Source organism: Faecalibacter macacae (assembly GCF_003687725.1).
GTDB classification, from domain to species: domain Bacteria; phylum Bacteroidota; class Bacteroidia; order Flavobacteriales; family Weeksellaceae; genus Empedobacter; species Empedobacter macacae.
Genome location: NZ_RDOJ01000003.1, coordinates 214 through 3594 on the forward strand (window position 1 = coordinate 214; position 3381 = coordinate 3594).

At 29.7% G+C, this 3381-nt stretch carries 3 protein-coding genes and 1 pseudogene; all 4 read left to right on the forward strand.

From position 1 onward, the window contains the following. Positions 1 to 665: 665 nt before the first annotated feature. On the forward strand, positions 666 to 1658 hold the full coding sequence (locus EAH69_RS02560; protein ID WP_121933631.1) for a mannose-1-phosphate guanylyltransferase: 993 nt from the start codon (positions 666 to 668) through the stop codon (positions 1656 to 1658). 106 nt (positions 1659 to 1764) lie between these two features. Beyond that, positions 1765 to 2184, forward strand: coding sequence for an adenylyltransferase/cytidyltransferase family protein (locus EAH69_RS02565; protein WP_121933632.1), 420 nt, complete (start codon positions 1765 to 1767; stop codon positions 2182 to 2184). 21 nt (positions 2185 to 2205) lie between these two features. Then, on the forward strand, positions 2206 to 3216 hold the full coding sequence (locus EAH69_RS02570; protein WP_121933633.1) for an NAD-dependent epimerase/dehydratase family protein: 1011 nt from the start codon (positions 2206 to 2208) through the stop codon (positions 3214 to 3216). A gap of 35 nt (positions 3217 to 3251) precedes the next feature. Further along, positions 3252 to 3381: pseudogene (locus EAH69_RS14055) on the forward strand (UDP-glucose 6-dehydrogenase); the annotation flags it as partial.

The window sequence follows — 3381 nt, forward strand, 5'->3', positions numbered from 1 at the left end:
GAGATTATGATTCTTCAGTTCGCTGTTGCTTTGTTTAGAATTACAGAATAATGAGCTAATTTGTTTTTTAAATATTCGAACTGGCTAAAGTCGTTTATAGAAATAAAAGACTTCTCGACAAGCTCGAAGTGACAAGGCTTGTTATTTTTGCATAACGTATAATATAAAACGCGTTAGGGATAGCAGTGGAAATCCTTTGCTTTTTATCTTAGATTCTTTTACAAACATAGAATGACGTTTTTTATAATTTGTTTTTTAAATATTCGAACTGTCTAAAATCGTTTATAGAAATAAAAGACTTCTCGACAAGCTCGAAGTGACAAGGCTTGTTATTTTTGCATAACGCATAACGCATAAAATGAATTGCGTTAGGGATAGTAGTGGAAATCCTTTGCTTTTTATCTTAGATTCTTTTACAAACATAGAATGACAATAGGATATTAATTTTACTTAAAAAAATTATGGAAAAGCAAAGATTGGAACGGATAGCCCGACCGAGCGATGGAAAATAATCGATTTAGTGAAATTTTCTTTGCTTACTTTAGTATCTACTAAAGATTTTAACTATATAAGCGAGGAAACGCCCTATATAATTATATTTTAGTTAATTGATGGATGATATTAATATATTCTTTAATTTTGTAAGTTCTTTTATAGAGAGTAGAATGAAAATATATAATGTAGTATTATCTGGAGGTGTTGGAAGTAGATTGTGGCCGATGTCTCGTAAGAGTCATCCAAAGCAATATTTAGAGATTTTTAATGATAGATCGTTGTTTGAATTAACAATTAAGAGAAATCAGAAAATTTCTACAGATTTGATGGTCATTGGAAATAAGGATAATGAAAATTTATCACAAAAGATATTAGAAAAATTAAATACTCCTTGTCTTAAGATAACAGAAGCTTTACCAAGAAATACTGCAGCAGCAATTGCTTTTGCAGCTTTAGCTGTTGAAAAAGATGATGTATTAATCATAACTCCATCTGATCATCTAATTCAACGAATGGATGAATATGAAGATGCTATTCAGCGAGCAATTGATTTAGCAAATGCAAATTATATTGTTACGTTTGGTGTAGAGCCTACGCATCCTGAAACAGGTTATGGTTATATTGAACATAAAGGAGATAAAGTGATCTCTTTTAGAGAGAAACCAAACCATATAACAGCACAGGATTTTATTGAAAGAGGAAATTTTTTATGGAATAGTGGAATGTTTTGTTTTAAAGCAGGCGTTTTATTAGATGAATTAAAGAAATTTGAACCTGAAATTTATGAAAAATCAGTTATAGCATGGAACGCTAACCAGAATGGATATTTGGATGAAAAATTATCTTTAGATATTCCTGCGAATAGTATTGATTATGCTGTAATGGAAAGAAGTAAGAAGATTAAAGTTGTTCCTGCAAAATTTTCTTGGGATGATTTAGGTTCTTTTGAAGCGTTATATGATTATTTTAGATCAGGCGGACATCCGGTAGATAGAAATGGAAACATGATTATTGGATCAGAGGTTTATACAGCCTTTGTAGGATTATCTAATTGTATTTTTGTTTCGACCCCGACTGCAAATCTTATCTTACAAAAAGAAGATTCACAAGAAGTGAAAAATGTTTACAATTATTTAGAAAAGAAAAGACCAGATTTGGTATAATATAGAAGGAGATAGAAATATCTCCTTTTCTTTTTTTTGAAATAAATGTTGTATTAACTTCATCTTGTTATATTTTTGTTTATATGTTACTAATTAAAATCTTTTTATGAAAGTAGGAATTACATTTGGTGTATTTGATTTATTACACGCAGGTCATATTATGATGCTTGAAGAAGCTAAAAGAAAATGTGATTATTTAATTGTTGGTTTAAATACAGACCCATCAGATATTGATCCAGATAAAAATCAACCGACTCAGTCAGTAGTTGAACGCTATATTCAATTACAAGGCTGTAAATATGTTGATGAAATAATTCCTTATACAACTGAACAAGATTTGGATGATATCTTAAGAGCTGTTTCTATCGATATCCGCATTATTGGTGAAGAATATAGAGATATAGACTTTACTGGAAAACAGTTTTGTTTAGACAATAAAATAGAAATTTATTACAATAAGAGGAGTCATAGATTTTCAAGTTCCTCACTTCGAGAAGTTGTTGCTAGTAACGAATCGATAAAATAACCTAACCACTACTAAACCACTATGGAAACCATTTTAATTACAGGAGCTGCTGGCTTTATTGGCATGCACCTAAGTAAAAAACTATGCGAAAAAGGGCATCGAATTATTGGATTTGATAATATCAACGATTATTACGATACAAAATTAAAATACGGAAGATTAAATGAATTAGGTATTGATAAAGTAAATTCAGAAATTTTTCATAAAGAATGTAAATCATCAACTTTAGATTTTACTTTTTATAGAGCCAATCTAGAAGATTTAGGGTTTATGACAAATTTATTTGATAAATATAAATTTGATCGAGTTATAAATCTTGCCGCTCAAGCAGGGGTTAGATATAGTATTGAAAATCCACATGCTTATGGACAAAGTAATTTAGTTGGTTTTTTAAATATATTAGAATGTTGTAGACAATTTCAAGTTTCAAAACTGATGTATGCAAGTAGCTCTAGTATTTATGGAAATTCTGTAGATGTACCTTTTTCAACAACTCAAAATGTTGATCATCCAATTAGTTTGTATGCAGCAACAAAAAAGGCGAATGAGTTAATGGCTCATTCATATAGTCATTTATATAAAATTGAAACGATAGGGCTACGATTTTTCACCGTATACGGACCCTGGGGAAGACCAGATATGGCGATGTATTTATTTACTGATGCAATTTTTAATAATCGTCCGATTAAGGTATTTAATCATGGAGACTTATCTCGTGATTTCACTTATATTGATGATATAGTGCAAGGAATTACAAAATTAATTGATAAGAAATCTGAAAAGACTTATCAATTGTTTAATATAGGAAATAGTAAGCCTGTACAATTAATGGATTTTATTAAGGAAATTGAAAAATCATCAGGTTTACAAGCAGAATTGGAAATGTATCCGATGCAACCAGGAGATGTAAATCAAACATGGGCTGATGTTGATGATTTGATTGAGCAATTTGATTATCACCCAAATTTTCCTGTTGATAAGGGTGTTTCTAATTTTGTACAATGGTATAAAAAGTATTATCATTTAGTTTAAAAACTCAATTGATAATTTAAACAACAAATAATAATATGAAAATAACAATAGTCGGAACAGGTTACGTTGGATTATCAAATGCAATGTTATTAGCACAAAATCATGAAGTAGTTGCGCTAGATATAGTTCCAGAAAAGGTAGAAATGTTGAATAATCATATTTCGC